20 protein-coding genes are annotated in these 17,359 nt (G+C 56.5%); 7 read left to right on the top strand and 13 right to left on the bottom strand.

Going from position 1 to position 17,359, the window contains the following annotated elements:
* Window positions 1–17: 17 nt before the first annotated feature.
* From E5K03_RS14910 to E5K03_RS14900, 3 genes are read right to left on the bottom strand one after another with little or no spacing between them, the layout of a single operon-like run.
* Entirely contained in the window at window positions 18–599 is a 582-nt protein-coding gene (locus E5K03_RS14910) for an archaellin/type IV pilin N-terminal domain-containing protein (protein WP_138007588.1), read from the bottom strand.
* A gap of 30 nt (window positions 600–629) precedes the next feature.
* Complete coding sequence (locus E5K03_RS14905) at window positions 630–1,208, bottom strand: archaellin/type IV pilin N-terminal domain-containing protein (RefSeq protein ID WP_138007587.1); 579 nt, start codon at window positions 1,206–1,208, stop codon at window positions 630–632.
* A 47-nt stretch (window positions 1,209–1,255) separates the two neighbouring features.
* Window positions 1,256–1,810, bottom strand: coding sequence for an archaellin/type IV pilin N-terminal domain-containing protein (locus E5K03_RS14900; protein WP_321167635.1), 555 nt, complete (start codon window positions 1,808–1,810; stop codon window positions 1,256–1,258).
* Window positions 1,811–2,336: 526 nt separating this feature from the next.
* Here E5K03_RS14900 and E5K03_RS14895 point away from each other — a divergent pair.
* Complete coding sequence (locus E5K03_RS14895; RefSeq protein ID WP_138007585.1) at window positions 2,337–2,672, top strand: helix-turn-helix domain-containing protein; 336 nt, start codon at window positions 2,337–2,339, stop codon at window positions 2,670–2,672.
* Window positions 2,673–2,681: 9 nt separating this feature from the next.
* On the opposite strand, the gene E5K03_RS14890 is transcribed toward E5K03_RS14895, so the two are convergent.
* Window positions 2,682–3,410 (bottom strand): RAD55 family ATPase, encoded by a 729-nt coding sequence (locus E5K03_RS14890; RefSeq protein ID WP_138007584.1) that lies wholly within the window; start codon window positions 3,408–3,410, stop codon window positions 2,682–2,684.
* Window positions 3,411–3,738: 328 nt separating this feature from the next.
* Between E5K03_RS14890 and E5K03_RS14885 the strand changes: the two genes are divergently transcribed.
* A complete protein-coding gene (locus E5K03_RS14885; RefSeq protein WP_138007583.1) occupies window positions 3,739–4,320 on the top strand; it encodes a response regulator transcription factor in 582 nt (193 codons plus the stop codon).
* A gap of 28 nt (window positions 4,321–4,348) precedes the next feature.
* On the opposite strand, the gene E5K03_RS14880 is transcribed toward E5K03_RS14885, so the two are convergent.
* From E5K03_RS14880 to E5K03_RS14860, 5 genes are all read right to left on the bottom strand, one after another.
* Window positions 4,349–5,779, bottom strand: a complete 1,431-nt coding sequence (locus E5K03_RS14880; RefSeq protein ID WP_138007582.1) for a single-stranded-DNA-specific exonuclease RecJ — start codon at window positions 5,777–5,779, stop codon at window positions 4,349–4,351.
* A gap of 58 nt (window positions 5,780–5,837) precedes the next feature.
* A complete protein-coding gene (locus E5K03_RS14875; protein WP_138007581.1) occupies window positions 5,838–6,743 on the bottom strand; it encodes a transcription initiation factor IIB in 906 nt (301 codons plus the stop codon).
* Between the two features lie 257 nt (window positions 6,744–7,000).
* A complete protein-coding gene (locus E5K03_RS14870) occupies window positions 7,001–7,333 on the bottom strand; it encodes a DUF7344 domain-containing protein (RefSeq protein ID WP_138007580.1) in 333 nt (110 codons plus the stop codon).
* Between the two features lie 332 nt (window positions 7,334–7,665).
* A complete protein-coding gene (locus tag E5K03_RS14865; RefSeq protein WP_138007579.1) occupies window positions 7,666–8,097 on the bottom strand; it encodes an HIT family protein in 432 nt (143 codons plus the stop codon).
* Window positions 8,098–8,569: 472 nt separating this feature from the next.
* A complete protein-coding gene (locus E5K03_RS14860) occupies window positions 8,570–9,196 on the bottom strand; it encodes a uracil-DNA glycosylase (protein WP_138007665.1) in 627 nt (208 codons plus the stop codon).
* Window positions 9,197–9,534: 338 nt separating this feature from the next.
* Between E5K03_RS14860 and E5K03_RS14855 the strand changes: the two genes are divergently transcribed.
* Entirely contained in the window at window positions 9,535–9,777 is a 243-nt protein-coding gene (locus E5K03_RS14855; protein ID WP_138007578.1) for a hypothetical protein, read from the top strand.
* 87 nt (window positions 9,778–9,864) lie between these two features.
* Here the strand turns inward: E5K03_RS14855 and E5K03_RS14850 are convergent, their stop codons facing one another.
* Complete coding sequence (locus E5K03_RS14850; protein WP_138007577.1) at window positions 9,865–10,728, bottom strand: ribose-phosphate diphosphokinase; 864 nt, start codon at window positions 10,726–10,728, stop codon at window positions 9,865–9,867.
* Window positions 10,729–10,750: 22 nt separating this feature from the next.
* On the bottom strand, window positions 10,751–11,569 hold the full coding sequence (locus tag E5K03_RS14845) for an HVO_0234 family beta-propeller protein (RefSeq protein WP_138007576.1): 819 nt from the start codon (window positions 11,567–11,569) through the stop codon (window positions 10,751–10,753).
* 148 nt (window positions 11,570–11,717) lie between these two features.
* Here E5K03_RS14845 and E5K03_RS14840 point away from each other — a divergent pair, with 148 nt between their 5' ends.
* The 4 genes from E5K03_RS14840 to E5K03_RS14825 all read left to right on the top strand — a co-directional run bounded on the left by E5K03_RS14840 (window position 11,718) and on the right by E5K03_RS14825 (window position 14,731).
* Window positions 11,718–12,899 (top strand): inorganic phosphate transporter, encoded by a 1,182-nt coding sequence (locus tag E5K03_RS14840; protein ID WP_138007575.1) that lies wholly within the window; start codon window positions 11,718–11,720, stop codon window positions 12,897–12,899.
* 1 nt (window position 12,900) lies between these two features.
* The gene (locus E5K03_RS14835; protein ID WP_138007574.1) at window positions 12,901–13,395 is read left to right on the top strand and encodes a DUF2062 domain-containing protein; all 495 of its coding nucleotides are present in this window, start codon (window positions 12,901–12,903) and stop codon (window positions 13,393–13,395) included.
* Between the two features lie 555 nt (window positions 13,396–13,950).
* Window positions 13,951–14,430, top strand: a complete 480-nt coding sequence (locus E5K03_RS14830) for an SIMPL domain-containing protein (protein WP_171006714.1) — start codon at window positions 13,951–13,953, stop codon at window positions 14,428–14,430.
* A complete protein-coding gene (locus E5K03_RS14825; protein ID WP_171006713.1) occupies window positions 14,390–14,731 on the top strand; it encodes an SIMPL domain-containing protein in 342 nt (113 codons plus the stop codon). Before E5K03_RS14830 ends, E5K03_RS14825 begins: the two co-directional genes overlap by 41 nt.
* A gap of 237 nt (window positions 14,732–14,968) precedes the next feature.
* Here E5K03_RS14825 and E5K03_RS14820 read toward each other — a convergent pair whose 3' ends face one another.
* Together E5K03_RS14820 and E5K03_RS14815 are read right to left on the bottom strand one after the other, a co-directional pair.
* On the bottom strand, window positions 14,969–16,168 hold the full coding sequence (locus E5K03_RS14820) for a hypothetical protein (protein ID WP_138007571.1): 1,200 nt from the start codon (window positions 16,166–16,168) through the stop codon (window positions 14,969–14,971).
* Between the two features lie 109 nt (window positions 16,169–16,277).
* Window positions 16,278–17,273, bottom strand: coding sequence for a radical SAM protein (locus E5K03_RS14815; protein ID WP_138007570.1), 996 nt, complete (start codon window positions 17,271–17,273; stop codon window positions 16,278–16,280).
* Window positions 17,274–17,359: the final 86 nt, after the last annotated feature.

Here is a 17,359-nt window from a genome sequence, read left to right as displayed (position 1 = left end):
GAGTAGTTGTGCGTCAGTTACAGCGACACCGTCTCATCGCTATCAAGCGTCTCTGGGACGCGGATCTCTTCAGTCGTCGTTGCGCCTGATGCAGTCGTAATTTTGATTGTTAGCCCATCGCCCTCGCTTGGGTTAACCCCGTTACTGCCAGCACTACTAAGCCCGCTGTCACCACCGATCTCGATTGCCATCCGGTCGCTCGTGTTCTCAAGGATATCGTTATCTGCGCCCACAATAGTGAATAAGCTGACCTCGGTATCGTCAGTGGTGACAGTCTCGAAGTTGTCTGGCCCAGTGAGTTCAATGATCACGTTATCCACATTGATATCATCGGCACCAGGGGCCTTTGAGACAGTCAGGTTAACCTCAGAGAGGTTATTCCCATTGGAATCAGCGGTCCCGATCGCACTGATAACCTGCACGCGATCGCTGACCTGTGCGCTGCTTTCTTCGCCCGTTGCCTCTGCTTGGCTCTGCAAGAAGCCAGCTGTGTTGATCAGCACGCCGGCCGCAATTGCGGCGACCAAAACCATCGCGATGAACACGATCAGCGTGCCGATCCCCACCTGACCTCTATCCGAATTTGATTTGCTGAACATTGTATATAATTGGTAGTTGTTGTGTATCAGTTACAGCGAGACCGTCTCATCGTCATCAAGCGTCTCCGGCACGCGGACCTCTTCGGTCGTCGTCGCGCCCGCAGCGGTCGTGATCTTGATGCTCAACCGTTCGCCTTCATTTGCGGTCACCCCGCTGGATCCGAGACTCTCGAGTCCGTCGTCTTCGCCGAGTTTGATAACCATCCGATCGCTCGAGTTCTCAAGGATGTTGTTGTCGGTGCCGACCAGCGTATCGAACGTGACATCGTCGTCGCTCGTCACCGTCTCGAAGTTGTCGGGACCGGTTACCTCAATGATCGACTGGCTCACGTTAATGTCGTCAGCACCAGGAGCCTTCGACACCGTAAGTTCGGTCTGGTTCAGGAAGTCTCCATTCGGGTCAGCAGTGCCGACGACACTGATGACCTGTATCCGATCGCTGACCTGTGCGCTACTTTCTTCGCCGGTTGCCTCTGCCTGACTCTGGAGGAAGCCGGCCGTGTTGATCAGCACGCCAGCCGCGATCGCCGCGACGAGTACCATCGCGATGAACACGATGAGCGTGCCGATCCCCACCTGACCTCTGTCTGTGGTATTGTCAGTGAACATTATGTGGATCGTGAAATTTGAATTCTCGTGGGTGTGTTCAGCAGTCGTTACAGCGAGACGGTTTCTCCGTCGTCAAGCGTCTCCGGTGCGCGGATCTCTTCGGTCGTCGTCGCGCCTGAGGCGGTCGTGATCTTGATCGTTAGACGCTCGCCCTCAGCGGGAGCGACATCGGTATCTGAGCCGTCTATATTGTCGAGAAGGCTAGTTTCACCAATCTCGATCGCCATACGATCGCTCGTGTTCTCGAGGATGTCGTTGTCCGAGCCAACAATGGTGTGTAGCTCGACCGCATCATCGTCCGGCGTGACTGTCGCAAAATCATCAGGACCAGTGAGTTCGATAATCGTGTCATTGAGCGCGAGATCGTCCGAACCCGGTGCCTTCGACACGGTTAGATTTACTTTCTCCAAATAGTCACCGCTAGTGTCGGCGGTACCGATCGTACTGATAACCTGCACGCGATCGCTGACCTGTGCGCTACTTTCTTCACCCGTTGCCTCTGCCTGACTCTGGAGGAAGCCGGCCGTGTTGATCAGCACGCCAGCCGCGATCGCCGCGACGAGTACCATCGCAATGAATACGATGAGCGTGCCAATCCCCACTTGACCTCGATCCTCCGACGTTGTATTGCTTCCAAACATTGTCTCTCTCGCCTGCGGTCGTAAGCAGACGTTATCCCAACGAAATCATGATATACTCATAAAGCTACGTTTTAAAATACCAATACTGATAACAACTTTTCAGACCTTCTAACACCAGAATTCAGCGTTTTGGGCAAATTTGGAACGAGTGGTGAAGAGCCAAATATCAAGACAAGATATCAGTATTGATATCTACACCCCGAGTGTAAGCGCCGACAGCATCTCCATATTTCCGCTGGAGTTCGGATCGATCGTTGCGGCTACAACAGCACAATGAGCTGGCCGAGCCAGGGCAGTCCAACGAGTCAGACGCAGCCATAACGAGCGTTGAAATGACCTACAGTTATGATCTCAACGAGACCAATTGTCAACAACTGGTCGGGTGACAATCAGCCGAAACAAGTACCCAATTTGATAGCGGACCGAACGCAACCAGCAAAATCGCCACCGACACCCTTTTTTACTTTACCCGCGCAATTATCACCGAATGGTATCGGAGGAGCTCATCGAGATACTTGGGAACAAATACAACACCGAGATTCTCGCGGCGACAAGCGATCCAAAATCCGCCCAAGAGATCAGCGACGAACTTGACGTCCCAATTGCGACCTGCTACCGGCGGATCAACGAGCTCACCGAAACCGAACTGCTCGAGCTCCACGATCGCCCGCTTTCTGACGAACACCGCCGTATCAAAGTCTACCGCCGCAACGTCGACGAAGTCGAAATAAATTTTGTCGGTGGCGTCACCGTCGAAATTTCGGAGCGATCGGCCGTCAAGAACAAACTCGACGACGTCTGGCGGACGATGTCCGACGCATAATCCAGACAGTCAGAACCCTGGCGCGCTATCGCCACCCATCATTGAGAAGCCGCCGGCCTTCTCAAAGACGGTAATTCCTCCCTCGCCTATTTCCATCGGGAAGATATCGGTGTTGATGTTTTGTTTGCGCATCTTCGCGACCCAGACGTAACGGTTCACGCCCGAGTCTGTCGGCGTCTGAATGAAGTAGATGTTCCCATCAGTGAGGAAATTCTCGAGGCCGATCTCGGTTTCGGGAAATACCGCTCCTTGTTCGTTGATCAAAAGCGAGGTAAGCCCATTCTGTTTGAGAATGTCCGAGAACTTCAACAAGTACGTGCGCTTTTCTTGTTCGTCATCGAAGAACAACTGAAACATCGTCAACGAGTCGAGCACGAGCCGATCGTACTCCTCTTCAGCGAAGTCCGTCAGAAGGAGATCCATTGTCGCGGTGAAATCACCTTCTTTGAGCATTTGGCGCTTGTCGTAGACTTTTATTTGCCCCGCTTCGACGAGTTCGCCCCAACGGTCCATACCGACACTCTCGGCGGCACGGCGAATGTCGTCTCGGTTCTCTTCGAAGGAGATGTAGATACCGCGTTCATCCTCGTCGATCGCACCCGTATAGAGGTACTGGATGCCAAAGATGCTTTTTCCAGTGCCAGGGTTGCCGCTAACGAGGACCGTTGATCGTGGAACAATACCACCGTCGAGAATCGAATCGAGACCTTCGACGCCGGTTTTGATAATGTCCGACATGTGTAGTTATGTGTCCTACGAACCCCTCCTAAAAGATACCACCGGCTATCGACGTCGACATAAGTACCGAGATAGGTTGTCCGACGAAACCAGTGAACCAACTGGATTATACGAGCGTTTACAAGGCCTCCCAACAGCTTATTTGGTATTTGCTTCGAGAGCGGTTGCGCCCACGCTCCCCGAACAACAGCCGGAATAAAATTGCAAACACTACTATAACCAAGTATTCAGTTAGGTTTATATCGTCGGAAATGAGCACCTTAATATATATGTGCCGGGCAAACGGGAAGACCTGGATTGTGACGGGTCGTCTGCGGGTGATCAGCTGATGGGTGACCGCTATATCCTTGTCGTTGAGGATGATGAATCAATCGCCGGGCTATACAAGCGGTTTCTTGAAAAATCATACACCGTAGAGACCGTCCACACTGCCGCAGACGCGATCGATCGGGTCCAACGTGACGACGCCTCGGCTATCGATATCGTATTACTCGATCGACGGTTACCAGATGGTCCAGGCTCAGACGTGCTCGACGCCATAAATAAAAACGGACTGGACTGCCGGGTCGGAATGGTCACTGGCGTCGAACCGGATTTTGACATCGTCAACATGGGATTTGATCTGTACATTGTCAAACCAGTCAACCGAAATGACCTTCGTGAAGCCGTCGAGACATTATTTATCCGATCAGAGTACGATGCGTTGCTCCAAGACGCGACAGCGCTGGCATCAAAGCGTGCTCTACTCGAGTCTGAGAAGTCCCGAAGTGAACTCACCGCAAGCGAGGAATACACAGATCTACTCGAGCAGATTGAGGATTTGGACAAAGAGTTCACTGAGCTGACCGAAGATCTTACGTCCGAGGACTACCGAGTCGTCTTTCGTGATCTCGGGAAGGCAGGTGAGTGAGCCGCCCACACCTCGTAAACCAGACGAGTCAAGATCGTTTTGAAAGTTGTTCATTAACGATTCGTCCGGCTTCGTCAACGAATGACCGCTGTGTACCCGACGGAATCGTCGCCCCAGCTGCGATCGTATGCCCGCCACCGTCTCCACCGACTGCACGAGCAGCCTCACGCATCACAACAGAAAGGTCAAGCCCGCGACCGACAAGAAAGCCGCTCCCGCGAGCGGAAACCTTGATTTCATCCGGTGATTTCTCGGCAAAGGCGATGATCGGCAGATCGTGGCGAACGCCATTGGCACCGACAGCCATCCCGGCAACAATGCCAACGATCGTCTCGCGTATCCGCGTCCCGGCATCGAACCACTGGACGTTATCCTCGATTGTAACACCCTCGCTTGTGACCCACTGCAACCCCTCTGAGAGGTTTCGACGGTGGTTCCGAAGCAGCTGTCTAGCCTCCATGAGTCCGTCTTCACGATCGCCGAGACACACTCCCAGTCCAACATCCGCCCGTTCGTAGCGGGCAGTGGCGTTCAGCAAGGTAGAGAATTCGCTGACGTCGCGGAGCTCGGTTCCGTGTTCCTCACGTGTGAGTTGATATGTTGTCCCGACGAGGTCGTCGATTCGATCGGCCGGAACGCCGCTTGCGACTGCCCGGCGCAAGAGCGCGTTAACGACCGTCCGGCGTTCGTCGTCCGAGAGATCAACCCACCGTCGCCACTCACCGTCGCTTTTTAACGGAATGTCGAGCCCTGAGAGGAATTCAACCGATCCGTGCTGGTCGTTCGAAATACCGGGAATGCGTGCCTCACTAGCGTATTCGAGGAGTTTCGGCAGCGGTCTGGTCTGTTTGCCGTACAGCGTCAGGTCGGTGCTGACCGTGATGACACCCGCTTCGACACCCTCGGTCACGATCGACTCATTCGCGCCAGTTAATCCATCGGTGCCACTCTGCATGTCGCCGACTGCACCGACAACGGCGAGCGCGGCCAAGTCGCGGTTGTCCACGTCACTGCCGGCAGGTTCGAGCGCGCGTGCAAGTACATACGTCGTTCCAGCGCCCGAAAGTTCCGACGCGCCGTCGATCCCAACCAACAGCGGATTGAGGTGATACGCGGTCTCAGCGTCCGCTGGCTGGTGATGATCAGCGATAATCGGTGTAAAATCGCCAGCAGCTTCATGGGGAGCAATCTGGTCGAGTTGTCCGCTCCCGAAATCTGTGAATAAAACGGTCTCGTGATCCGTCTCGGCTGCCCGATCAAGCGCCGCAGCGTCGAGCTGTTTTTCAAATCCCGCCTCGAAGGCGATTTCGGCCCGTTCGAGCGCGCTTGCAGCGATCGCCGCACTCGTCAATCCATCCGCATCGATGTGCGAAAGCAAGAGCACCGACTCTGCGTCGCGGAGACGATCCGCACAGGCTGCTGCGCGATCCGCAAGTGCAGAGATTGGAGCAGAAGCCATCAGTATCCAATGTGAAGCCGCGATAGTACATAAGCGATCGGCTGCAGGGGACGACAGATCAGCGCGATCGATCAGGTGTGCAATCTAATTCATCAAGCTTTTTATATGTTTTTCGAACAGTTACCGAAGAAACATCGGCAACCGCCGCGGCTTCCCGTTGGGTGATCGCATACCCGTATTCGAGACCTGCAGTGTACAGACACGCGGCGGCAATACCTGCTGGGTTGCGACCGTTCGAGAGCCCAGACTCCTGACACGCGATCGCGAGCCTCCTCGCATACGATTCAGCCTGTGCGTCAAGTTCGAGTTCAGTTGCGTATCGAGGGATATATTCGATCGGCAACGGCGGTCCAATCGGAATGTCGAGCTCGCGGTTGATCGCAGCAAATGCAGCGTCGAGTTCGGCCGCAGTAGCTTTCGACGCAACGAGGATCTCAGCTTTCGTTCGCGAGACCGAAGCGATGCGGCACGCGGCGTACACACTGGCGGCAGCAAATCCCTCAAGCGATCGGCCCTGGAGCAGATCCGCGTTTTGCGCCGATCGGAAAATCGAACACGCGGTATCGCGAACCATATCCGGCAGCGACAGCGTCGAGACCTGCTGTCTAATCTCAAAAAACGAGTTGCGCCGGTTACGATCGCGCTTTGATGCCGTTTGTGCGCGACGATGTTGGCGGCGGAGTCTGGCCATCCGTCGCCGGCGTCGGGGTGAATGCGACCCGGGACGGCCAATTTCTGTCGACAGTCCGCGATCGTGTCGGGATGGTGTGAGTGGTGCACCGGTTCGTTGTTTTTGTTCTCTGTCGTCGGTGAATGAGCGCCACTCCGGCCCACGATCGATCAGGTCTTCATCTACGACTAATCCGCATTGGTTGCAGACAATCTCACCATCACTTGCCCGAACTGCACCGCTGCATTCCGGACAAGCCGAATCAGTTGCCACAGATAGATCGTGACTCTTCATTCGTACGTACTATTGTGCCAGTACATCGTATATAAATTATTGGATCTGATAATAGTAGGACGAACTGTAATACAGCAATTAGATATATAGAATTAAAACTAATAATTAAGATAGATTCTAATGGCCTACGTTCACGTGAAGTTGAGAGATTTGTAGACAAGACGCTGATTACACTTCAATTTCCACCCCTGCCTGAACACCTGTGTGTGCGACGATCGACAGCGTGCAACTTGATTGAAAAAATCGCTGAGTAGCGGTTAGTCGATCGTCTCGGGAGACGACTCAGAGATACTATTCATGAGCGGTTCCAGTTGGGGGTGGCCGTGATACCGTACTGTATGATCGGTTGGATCGTACTCAAGGACGCCAGTATCTGCCAGTCGGGGGAGCGTCGAGTGGTGTAATTTGATCCTGAGCTGTGTTGTGTCGCCGTGACCGTCGGTACTGATCTCGTCTGTGAGGTCTTGAACCGAAACAACACTGTCCGAGGAGTGCTGCAAGTACGAGAGGGTAGTCCGACAGTGTGGGTCTGCAAGTACGTGCAGTAATTTGTCGATGTGGTTTGACTGCGATGGGTTATTTTGAGGCATTGTGTGGGTTGGATATTGCAGTCTGCGTTTGGACTATGTATGCGGCCCACGAGGAGACAAAACCACGGGAATGGACGGTAATCTACCGTCACGAGAACGTCCACTGCATATGAGAGCGGACGCATACTGTGTACTTTCGAGTACTGTAGTTCTTAGAAGGGCCACAAGATGTATTAAGTGAGGCCTTCACTGACATCCTCACAGCACACTATTTTGAAATGTTTGCCGGCAGTATTGACCAATCCAGACAGTTCTAGTTAGATGAATATTAGTATCAAAAATATACACGTGTATATTCGTATATAACACCAAATACTTTTGTTTCAGTGTATTCACCGATCGATCGCCTCACCAATCGCCACCAGCGTCGCATCAAGTTCGTCGTCACTCGGATCGGGACGATCAGGTTCGATCGCGTGGATGGGGCCGCCGCCGTCGCCCTCGAAGCGCGGAACAATGTGGACGTGGACGTGCGGTACTTCTTGACCGGCCGCAGGCCCGTTGTTGATTCCGATCGTGGTTGCGTCGGCGTTGACAGCAGTTTCGATCGCCGGCGTGAGCGCGTGAACCGCGTCGAACAGGCTCGAAGACAGCCCCTCCGGAAGGTCGTCCAGCCGCTCGTGGTGAGCTTTTGGAATGACGAGCGTATGCCCAGTAGCGAGCGGATTCACGTCGAGGAACGCAAAGACGTCCTCGTCTTCGTAGACGGTTCGGCTGGGGATGTCGCCGTCGATGATGCGACAGAAGATACAGTCGTCGGTCATAATCGAGAAATCGATCGCCCGCAGTAAGAACGTTACCCGTCTTAGGGGCGATCGGCGTCAGAAAATATCTTCCCGCCGGATATAGAGAACAATGAGTCCGGCTATGAGCAGGCCAATCCCCCACCAGAGCGAATCACCAGGCAGCACAAAGAGTAGTAGCGTCACTAGCCCCGATGTGAGAAGTGACCAGCCGACTGTGGTCTGATACGCCATATCAGTGATAGCCGCCCCTCACAAAAAGGATGGCTGGTTGCTGTTGCAAGCATGGTTAATTGTCCCGCTTGGAACTGGGGAACCCGAGAAACAATCAGAGAATGAACCATATGCGCGCTCTATCTTGCACCCACTTTGAGAAATATCAAATGGAAAGTAATCAAACAGAGCGCGAACCTGCCAATCAACACGTGATGACCACGCAGTGCGATCGCGATCGGATCCATCGAGATCCCGATCGAACCCAGCAACAGAGCCATCAAGCCATATCAGGGCCGCCGATCGCCTCCGAGACAGCCTGGCGATATCCCTCGACATCGTAGCCGAGCCGTGCGCGCCAGACGGCCTGATACGAGGGATGCAAAATTGGAACAATACGAGCGTCGAATACGTCCGCGCGAACCGGTGTGAGCACCGAGTCGAGAAAGCCGTCCAGCGATCGCCTGGCAAGCGAGAACACCGATTTCGTGGCGTGTTTGCCGGTTGGAACGATCGCCTCCGGGGCGACAGCGTCAATCTCTGTACGGAGATGACTCGCACAGGTGACCCGTTCGTCGGCTGTCGGCTCGCGGTTCGATCCGGTTCCGTCGGCGGGAAAGCACTTGACCGCGTTCGTGTAGTAGGCGTCTTCGGCGTAGCCCGCCTCGGCGATGAGTTGCCTGATCAGTCGGCCGGAGTGGCGGGAAGTGTAGGCCGCGCCGGTGTGGTTGCCGCCTTGCCAGCGATCGGCCGTCGGGTCACCAGCCGCAGGGGCCTCGCCGACCACCAGGACGCTCGCGTCGAGCGGACCGGTTCCCCACGAGATCTGGGTCCGGGACTCGACGAGAGCGGGACAGCGCTGACAGTCCGGCTCGATTGGGTGCGTTTCCGTTGGATACCGACACATAGCTGTGGGTTCGATTGGATGAAGAAAACTCCGTGGGGTAGCAGAGATCCACAGCAGCGACGCGATCGTCGGTGCCTCGATGCTGTCGATCCTCGAGCGGAGTCCATCGCTGTTGCACCCGCTCATCGACAAAAGCGCGAACCCTGCCCGGTGGTTTGCGTCTACGACTCGTTGAGAGAGACCGGGTCGGCGAGACGATTCGTCCAAGAAGATCGGTTCGACGCTGCGATTTGCCGTGAAAAATCAGTTCTGGTCCGACAAACGACAGCTCAGCACCACAGCGAGCGTTTGATCGACGACCCGAAAGACTGACAACCGTCAACGATCCACCGGCGGGTATGGAACTCCTCTCGGAGTACGTACTCGGGGTCTTCGAACTCGTGGCGTACATCATCGGTGCAGGACTGCTTTCTGGAATCGGGCTCTACGTCGAATCACTTGCGTACGCGTCCTACCTCGCCGGTGAAATCGAAGTCGCGGCATGGTTTGCCGCGGCTGGTGCGATCGCGCTGTACGTTGGCGTTTACGCCGTCGGTGCGACTGAGCTACTCCCGCGGCTTCGGGCGTTTCGATCAGCGTAATCGGGCTGTCGCTACCGAAAACCAAGATCGAAACACCGCCACGATCGCGGTTGCTCAGGCTTGAAACACGGCCGCGATCGCGGTTGCTCAGGATCGAAGCACTGCCGCGATCGCCGGCGCAGCCGAGATTTCGCTGACCGATCGCTCGATCGTATCGGTTCCGTACACCGCAGAAATTCCAGCCGCCGAGAGCTTTGCGAGCGCGTTGTTTGCGAGCATCGGATGGACACAGGTGACGTAGACGCCCGCTGCACCGCGATCGCGCAGTACGGCAATCGCCTCGCTCATTGTCGATCCGGTCGCGATGATATCGTCGACAAGGACCACATCGCGTCCCTCGACGGTGGCGTCGCTCGGTGAGATGTCGACCGCGCCGGTGTCGTAGTCGCGATCTTTTTCGAAATAGTCGGTCTCACCCTGTCCGTAGCTGTCGCGAACGGTTTCGGCAAGCTCGATCGCACCTGCGTCCGGGGAAAGAAACAGTGGGTCGGTGAGCGCGTCAGGTAACGGTTCCGCGAGATGTGCCGCAGCGTCGACTGTCTCGACAGGGGTCGAAAAGAACGACGCGATCGACGGTTCGTGAGGATTGACGAGCACGACGCGATCGGCCGCGGTGTCGATCGCCGCAGCGACCGCGCGCGCAGAGACAGGCTGTCCGTCGTTGAACGCTCGATCCTGTCTGGCGTAGCCCATGTACGGAATGACGACCGTCACAGTCGTCGCGCCGGCCTCACAAACCGCATCCGCGAGTTGGAGCAGTTCGATGTGGGCATCGTTGCTGACGGTTGCGGCAACGACGATCGCCGAATCGTCATCGAACTGAGGAACAGCGGCAAGCGTTTCACCGTCCGGGAAGCGATCGAAGGTCGGTACGGCCAGCGTAGCGTCGAGTTCGCGGGCGAGCGCGGCAGCCAGCGACTGCGACGCGGAGCCGGGAACGATAGTGGTCATACGGGGATACTCACGACCGCGCCTAAACGCCGTTTCGGTCCGCCGCGATCGCAATCGACCGCGCCTCGGTGACACCGAGCAGCTGGTGTCGCCACCCGTCACCAGCATCGACACAGAGCCGACCGGCCGAAGTCACAGCAACAAGCAGCCCAGCACCGTGGGCCAACGCGACGATCGGCTCTGCAACCGGCGAGTCGATCGGCTCCCACGCGTGCCCGGAGTACGCGAAGAGTCCAGCCGTCCCGACCGCGTGGCCGCTCTCGTGTCCATCTCCAGCAACGAGTTCGAATGAACCATCAACGTCTTTCATCCAGCCGTTTCCAAGCGTGTACAACCCAGTACCTGTCGCGGCAAAGGGAACGCCGCGACCGACGACATCGCGGACATCCGAAAGTCCGACGCCAGTGAACGAACCGTCTTCGACGCGATAGACGCCGTCTGCGGCCGCGATCAGTGGCAGATCGATGGCCCGGACCCCTTCTGTGCGCCCGATCGTTTCAATCACCCCATCGAAGCCAAGCCGACGCACTGAGCCATCGGGCCCAGCGACAAGAAATCCATCCGGATCGGCAGCGATCGCGACAGCCTCGGCATGCGCGATTCGGGTGAATGGTCGATCGTCGGCGTAAACTGCCGCGGTATAGACGCCTGAGTCAGTCGCGATCGCAACGACGTCCTCGGCCACAGCAACGTCCGCAACCGGTTCACGGTAAATCAACGAGAACTCACCAATCTGCTCACCCGATACTGAGACGGCGACGAGCCCGAGCTCCGTTCCGAGAAACACCGCCGTAGACCCAGACCGATCGCCGAAAACGCGCTTTTCTGTGAGCGTTTGCATGTGTGAGCGTTGGCTAGCCGGTCGCAAAAGCGATGCGGCAGTGCTCGCAGCATCGATCGGCACCAGAGAAGCCATATCCGAAGCGCGAAACTTACCACGACCGCGCTCGTGTCTCCAGTGTGATCGAACTGCTGGTTGGAGGTGCGATATGATCGAACTGCTACTCGGCATTGGGCTCGTGGTGGCGATGTTCGTCGGGTACAACATCGGTGGTGCGACGACGGGACCAGCGTTCGGTCCTGCAGTCGGAGCCGGAGTTATTTCGAAAACACTAGCGGCGGCGCTGATGTCGGTGTTCTTCTTTGTTGGTGCGTGGACAATCGGTCGACGGGTCGTCGACACGCTAGGGCGCGAGTTGGTGTTCGATCCCGCAATATTCACCATTGAGGCGAGCATTACCGTGTTGTTTTTTATCGGGCTCGCGCTGTTTGTCGGGAACGTCTTTGGCGTGCCTGCGTCGACCTCGATGACCGCTGTCGGGGCCATCGCTGGGCTCGGGCTCGCGACAAACGAACTCAACTGGGCAGTAATGGGCGAAATCGTCGCGTGGTGGCTCGTTGCACCCGTGATCGGCTTTTGGGTTTCGGGTGTTATCGGGCGGTACTTCTACGCTGAACTCAATCGTCGTATTGCCCTGATTCAAACAGATGGGAGTCTCCTTACCATTGATCGATCGGGATCAATTCCGTCAATCGCACTCGGGCCAAATACGACAACACGGGAACTTGTCGGAACGACCGTTGTCGTGGCGATCGGCTGTGTAATGGCGTTCAGTTCGGGGACGAGTAACGTCGCGAATGCAATTGCCCCGCTTGTCGGCAGCGGCGCACTCGAAATGAACCCCGGAATTGTCATTGCCTGCGTCGCAGTCGCGATCGGCGCGTTCACGATTGCACGACGAACGCTCGATACACTCGGTAACGATATCACCGCGCTGCCGTTGACGGCGGCGATTATCGTCTCGACAGTGAGTGCGATCCTCGTCGTTGGGCTGTCGCTCATCGGCATCCCCGCGAGTTTCGTCGTCATTGCGACCACGTCGATCGTCGGACTTGGATGGGGTCGAGCAACCCGAACGACGACAGTCAGAGACAGTGTTCGCGGAACCGCCGAAAAGCCGCGGGTCTCCGTCGGAGCCCTCGCTGCTGACGAGGAAGGCGAAGAACTCCCAAAGATCGGCGAAGAAAACCCAGCCGACATCCCGAGCGCATCGGACCTGTTCAATCCATCGACAACTGCACGCGTGTTGATAATGCAGAACGTCGTCCCACTCATTTCGACGATCGGTGCGTTCCTCGTCTTCCGCTTTGTACCGGTCTTCGGGTGGTAACATGCGGCGCGGACGAGTGGGGACGTACTGGACAAAAGCCCGCGCGGAACTGCGACGGGCATTCGCAGAACAACACACGCCACATGAGGTTGCCGGCAGCTTTGCCATTGGCGTGTTCGTGACGACGCTGCCGACCGGCGGCCTCGGGTTGGGCCTGTTTTGGCTCCTAACGCGGCTGTCTGCGCGGATCAACTCGATCGCAATCTTCTCTTCAGTGCTCGTAATCAACCCGTTGGTCAAAGCGCCAATGTACATCGCAGCCTTCTGGATTGGAAGCCTCATGTTCGGTCGATCGGCGACATCGATCGAAGCGAGCGCGGAGGGCGCAGTCTCAGTCGCGGTGATGACCGTCTCGGGGTTTGTCGTGTTCGGGATCGCGGTGGCCATTGTTGGATACGCGATCGTCTACGCGATGACGAGAGCGTATCAGGCTCGCGAGCTAGACATCGTTGACGAACTCGTCGATGACGAGTTGTTGGCTGAGCGCGATCGGTGAAATAAGAAACCTGGTACCATGCGCTGTTGAGATCCGCAAGATGTCATCGGATTTTGTAGCCGTACGAGAGACACAGCGAGTATGGTTTATTCTCTGATTGTTTCCCGGGGTACTCTGTTCTAGGAGCGACAATTAACCATCCTTGCAACAGCAACCAGCCATCCTTTTTATGAGGAGCGGCTATCGCTGATATGGCGTATCAGACCACCTTCGGCTGGTCACTTCTCACATCCGGGCTAGTGACGCTACTACTCTTTGTGCTGCCTGGTGATTCGCTCTGGTGGGGGATTGGCTTGCTTATAGCTGGATTCATTATTCTCTATATCCGGCGGGAAGACATCTTCTGACGCAATCAGAGGAGTCCGGATACAAACGGTGGCTCGGTTCCTAACAGCGAAGACAATCTTGACAAAATCAGATGGACCTGGTGAATATATCCTCTGTGTTTTGTACAGCATGTCTATCAGGTCCGGAGGATTTCAACAAAAACAGATAACACAAAGACATCTTTGTGTCTACGGCGTTTTTTATACTGATCCCGCCGTCGTCGCTACTATGCGACGCAGAAAGTTCATTACCGCTGCAGGCGCCGTTGGTGCCGGTCTCGCGAGTGCAGGATGTACCTCGCTCGCTGCAACACCGATCGGGAATACAGGCGAAACAACCAGCCCGTCAGTTAGCGGATCAAACACCCAAGTAGACCAGCTCAACGTCAACGGCCAATTCATCCACGTGGCGGCATCCGGTGCGGTCGAAACTGAACCGGACACTGCCTCGATATCCGTGGTAATCGAAGCGAGCGGCAGCGAGGCTGAAGCAGTTCGCGAGGAACTCGCAAGCCGCGCCGAGGAGCTCAAGGACGCATTGCTCGAATACGGTCTCAATGATGAGCAGATAACCACCGGACGATACGACATCCGCGAACACAGAAACGACGGGACCTATCGAGGAATAAATGAGTTCCGAATCAACGTAGAGGATGTCGATTCAGTTGGTGAACTCATCGATACGGCCGTCGACGGGGGGGGGCGATGAGGTCGGACGGATTCACTTCGGCGTCTCCGAGGATCGCCGGGACGAACTCCGTAAGGAAGCGATCGAACTCGCCGCGGAAAACGCCCGACAGGAGGCCGAAGTTGTGGCTGAGGCAAAAGGCCTCACAATCACGGGCGTCCAGACGGTCTCGACTGATCCAGGCCGCGTGCGTCCGTACCGTGCCTCAGTCGGGCATCTCGAGATGGCTGCTGGGGACGACGGCGGAGCACCGACCCAGATTGACCGCGGACCGGTGACCGTCTCGGCACAAATAGAGGTGACGTACCGATTCGAGCAGTGAGAACCAAACAAAGAACGTGTCCCCGCTGACGATCGGCCCTCCACTCCACGCTGATGATCGACCCTCCACCACGCTGACGATCGGCCCTCCACTCCACGCTGACGATCGACCCTCCACCACGCTGACGATCGGCCCTCCACTCCACGCTGACGATCGACCCTCCACCACGCTGACGATCGACCCTCCACTGACCATTGACCCTCCGCTACTTGAGATCCGACATGGTCGTCCCTATTTTCAGAACGTCGTTGCTATCTCAAACCCGTCGGTGAAATCTTCGACGCTCCGCTGGTCGAGGTACTCGTTTGGCTCAATGCCGTGATCTCGCAGGATCGAAATAGCTGCCGAGAGTGATCGATCGAGCGTGGCAGTCTCCGTGGATGACTCAAGATTGATCTCTTTGGCTGGGAGTTCCGATCGATCGTCGACGCCTGCGATCGCTTCAAGAAAATCCGGCTCGACTGCCGCTGGCGGTTGATGATACGAGTAGTTCTCGATGTAGAAGCAAAGCAGTTCATGGCCGTCACCGAGTGTATGCCGGGCGACCCGAATCGAATCCGGATCGAACCTGCCGAATCGATGAACTGCGACAGTTTTTGTCCGATACAGTGCGCGCTTTCGAACCGCATGCGCTCGTGCGTGCGCACCATCACCACGGCGGTACGCTGTATCGGCCTCCGCTCCGAGACGCTTGGCGTGCCGGTTGATCGTGAACACAGCCCCTAGTAGCTCGTCAGAGTGCGGAAGTGGATCAAGATCCTTGTAGGTAATCTCGGGATGGCGAGCGGGTGGTGAGAGATCCACTTCACGTAGCTCAATATCTGGCGCTGTGGGCTGCTCAGCGATCGACTCGAGCGGTTCGACCCGACTGATCTGACCAACCTCGATTCGGTCAAATCCTCTGACATCCGTGACTCCTTCCGCACGGATCGCACGGACAGAGAGCGTCGGGCGATCGAACGGGACCGGTGGTCGATCGGGATATCTATCGGGAGCGTTGGACGCCCATTCGGTGATGACTGGCGAATCAGAGGGGATCTCATCTAGATGCGAGAATATGTACGGCGCGTCGGACGCGTGGAGACTGTCTTCGCGACTCGCCCAGACCTCAAGCATTCGGCGTGGCGGAAAAAACGGACTTCTGAGATCGGCGTCGTCCGCGTGCCAGTGACGATCGAGCCCGGTTCGAACCCATTCAGAAGCGGGGAGATGCAGCCCATCCATACAGCACAGTGTGAGACCGCCGTCTTCGATCGCAGCGCGTTCAACGATAGCGTCAAAGTAGTCGACCGAGACGGTTGTCGTAGCTGGAGTCCCACCGCGACACGGCTCGGTCGGGATCGTAAGCTGTCCATCTTCAAGATGGATGCGAACCAGCTCGTCAACGTTCGTCACGAGCAGGTGGGCGATCGTGTCGGGTGTCTGCGTCTCTGTCATCACACCCAGCGTGGACAGGTGTTCGTATTTGGATGTGCGCCAGCGGACACTGTTGGATACAATCAAAACGTGACCGATCGGAGAAAATAATCGCCCGGCTGAAGACTGGTCAGGCGAGCGGGGTCCGCTCGACGACAGTACCGTCGACTGTCGGATACTGTTCGACGATTTCGCCGCGATCGAGATCGCCCTCCTCGATCATCTCTTCGAGCAGCCACCACGCGAGTTCGACGTGGTCGGATTTGACCGTGTAGAACGCTTCAGGGACACCGAGTTCGTCGAGACGTTCTTTTGATTCCCACGCCTTCCCGTAGACGATCGTTCCGTCGTCGGTGATCTCGTCGAACTCCCGGCGGATGACTCGAGCCATCCGCTTCAGGCGGTTTCGGTGCTGGGCGGCATCTTTGAACACACTCGTACAAAAGTACACCTTCGGGTGATCGCCCATCTCCTCGAGAATCGCCGCCTTCGATCCCTCGACCGCAGACATGTGTCCTTCCTGAAGCTCGTAGCCGGCTTCCTGCATCCGCCGGTAATTGCCGTGGGACATCTCGAACTCGTTGACGTTGCAAAAGTCGGCGGCCCCCTCGTCGAGGAACTCCAGAAACTCCGGTTCTGCACGGATTCCAGGGATTTCGAACGCAGGCGTGAGCCCCTCCTCACGCGCGATGTAGAGGATCTCTTCCCATTCGGTGCCGTGAAGCTCACCCCACAGCTCGTAGGGCGGATGGAACCTGATCTCGTCGAGTCCGGCTTCCGCGAGTCGGCGCATGTTCTCTCGACCGCCGGTGATTCCCGTGTACAGGTGGGTGTGGTGATCCTCACCAAACTCGTCTTTCAGAAGCCGGAGGTACCGACAGGTCTTTTCCATCGCCTCCTGGGGTTCTCCACCGGTAATCGACGTTCCGAGGGCGTTCATCCGGTGTGCCTCTTCAAGCACGTCCGCATCGGACTCGACGAGTCGTTCGTTGGCGTACACGTCGGTCACGTTCTTCCTGTTCTCGCCGAGTGGACAGTAAAAACAGTCGCGCTGATCGCAGTAGCCGTAGACGAAAAGCACCATCTTACCGCCTTTCGCGCACTGCTCACAGCCCTTCGAGATCATTCGTTGCTATCAATACCGTCTCGGAGTCTAAAAAGCGTGCGAAACGCGCCCACGTGAAGACTCCCGTCCGATCGACGGTTGTTCAC

The organism is Halalkalirubrum salinum (genome assembly GCF_005543295.1).
In the GTDB taxonomy this organism is placed as follows: domain Archaea; phylum Halobacteriota; class Halobacteria; order Halobacteriales; family Haloferacaceae; genus Halalkalirubrum; species Halalkalirubrum salinum.
Note: the sequence above shows the minus strand (reverse complement) of the source record. Positions and strands in the feature narration are given on the sequence as shown.

What these genes read in the sequence shown, in the direction of transcription:
- E5K03_RS14850 (WP_138007577.1), bottom strand. Translation starts at nt 10,728, where the DNA reads ATGACCACTATCGTTCCCGGCTCCGCGTCGCAGTCGCTGGCTGCCGCG.
- E5K03_RS14860 (WP_138007665.1), bottom strand. Translation starts at nt 9,196, where the DNA reads ATGTGTCGGTATCCAACGGAAACGCACCCAATCGAGCCGGACTGTCAG.
- E5K03_RS14890 (WP_138007584.1), bottom strand. Translation starts at nt 3,410, where the DNA reads ATGTCGGACATTATCAAAACCGGCGTCGAAGGTCTCGATTCGATTCTC.
- E5K03_RS14885 (WP_138007583.1), top strand. Translation starts at nt 3,739, where the DNA reads ATGGGTGACCGCTATATCCTTGTCGTTGAGGATGATGAATCAATCGCC.
- E5K03_RS14875 (WP_138007581.1), bottom strand. Translation starts at nt 6,743, where the DNA reads ATGAAGAGTCACGATCTATCTGTGGCAACTGATTCGGCTTGTCCGGAA.
- E5K03_RS14880 (WP_138007582.1), bottom strand. Translation starts at nt 5,779, where the DNA reads ATGGCTTCTGCTCCAATCTCTGCACTTGCGGATCGCGCAGCAGCCTGT.
- E5K03_RS14910 (WP_138007588.1), bottom strand. Translation starts at nt 599, where the DNA reads ATGTTCAGCAAATCAAATTCGGATAGAGGTCAGGTGGGGATCGGCACG.
- E5K03_RS14895 (WP_138007585.1), top strand. Translation starts at nt 2,337, where the DNA reads ATGGTATCGGAGGAGCTCATCGAGATACTTGGGAACAAATACAACACC.
- E5K03_RS14855 (WP_138007578.1), top strand. Translation starts at nt 9,535, where the DNA reads ATGGAACTCCTCTCGGAGTACGTACTCGGGGTCTTCGAACTCGTGGCG.
- E5K03_RS14845 (WP_138007576.1), bottom strand. Translation starts at nt 11,569, where the DNA reads ATGCAAACGCTCACAGAAAAGCGCGTTTTCGGCGATCGGTCTGGGTCT.
- E5K03_RS14835 (WP_138007574.1), top strand. Translation starts at nt 12,901, where the DNA reads ATGCGGCGCGGACGAGTGGGGACGTACTGGACAAAAGCCCGCGCGGAA.
- E5K03_RS14820 (WP_138007571.1), bottom strand. Translation starts at nt 16,168, where the DNA reads ATGACAGAGACGCAGACACCCGACACGATCGCCCACCTGCTCGTGACG.
- E5K03_RS14815 (WP_138007570.1), bottom strand. Translation starts at nt 17,273, where the DNA reads ATGATCTCGAAGGGCTGTGAGCAGTGCGCGAAAGGCGGTAAGATGGTG.
- E5K03_RS14905 (WP_138007587.1), bottom strand. Translation starts at nt 1,208, where the DNA reads ATGTTCACTGACAATACCACAGACAGAGGTCAGGTGGGGATCGGCACG.
- E5K03_RS14830 (WP_171006714.1), top strand. Translation starts at nt 13,951, where the DNA reads ATGCGACGCAGAAAGTTCATTACCGCTGCAGGCGCCGTTGGTGCCGGT.
- E5K03_RS14870 (WP_138007580.1), bottom strand. Translation starts at nt 7,333, where the DNA reads ATGCCTCAAAATAACCCATCGCAGTCAAACCACATCGACAAATTACTG.
- E5K03_RS14865 (WP_138007579.1), bottom strand. Translation starts at nt 8,097, where the DNA reads ATGACCGACGACTGTATCTTCTGTCGCATCATCGACGGCGACATCCCC.
- E5K03_RS14840 (WP_138007575.1), top strand. Translation starts at nt 11,718, where the DNA reads ATGATCGAACTGCTACTCGGCATTGGGCTCGTGGTGGCGATGTTCGTC.